1 protein-coding gene is annotated in these 584 nt (G+C 72.3%); it reads left to right on the top strand.

What is annotated here, in order from left to right; all coding sequences use genetic code 11:
• Positions 1-77: 77 nt before the first annotated feature.
• The coding region (locus MXD62_RS09980; protein WP_308301226.1) for a hotdog domain-containing protein at positions 78-584 on the top strand (507 nt) is incomplete at its 3' end.

Genomic DNA, 584 nt, shown 5'->3' with positions numbered 1-584 from the left:
CGAGGACTGAGACGCTCGACGTCCGCCGGCCGCGCGGCCAGGGGGCCGTGCGGCCAAGGCAGCGAAGGGGCGATCTCGTGAGCACCGTCGACAATGGTGGCAATCGTGGCAAGGTGGACGATGTGCGGCACATCGTCATGGAGCTCGGCCTGGGCTTCTCGGTCGACGACGGCGTCGCCACCGGGCGCGCCGACGTGTTCGGCGAGCTGTGCGTCCCCGGCGCGACCGCCCTACGGACGTCCGTGCTGGCGACCTGGGCCGACGTCGTCGCAGGCGTGCTCGCCCTGCACCTGACCGCACCGCGGCCGGCCCTGACCCTCGACCTCGACGTGCAGGTCGTCGAACCGGCCGAGATCGGCGACACGATCTCCCTCGAGGCGAGAACCGTCAAGGCCGGCCGGACGGTCGTCGTCTGCGAGACACGGTTCCGCAACGAGACCTCAGGGGCCCTGACCGCCGTCTGCCACACGTCGTTCGTCACCTCCCCGAACCCCGATCACGTCTTCTCCCACGGCGCCCTGGCCGGGCTGCCCGAGGGGCCCTTCCGGCTGCCGGTTCCCCTCGCCGAGCGGGTCGGCAGCGTC

It is taken from the genome of Frankia sp. Mgl5 (assembly GCF_023242985.1).
GTDB lineage: Bacteria > Actinomycetota > Actinomycetes > Frankiales > Frankiaceae > Parafrankia > Parafrankia soli.
The sequence above is the reverse complement of the archived record's forward strand: the minus strand, read 5'-3'. Positions and strand labels throughout refer to the sequence as shown.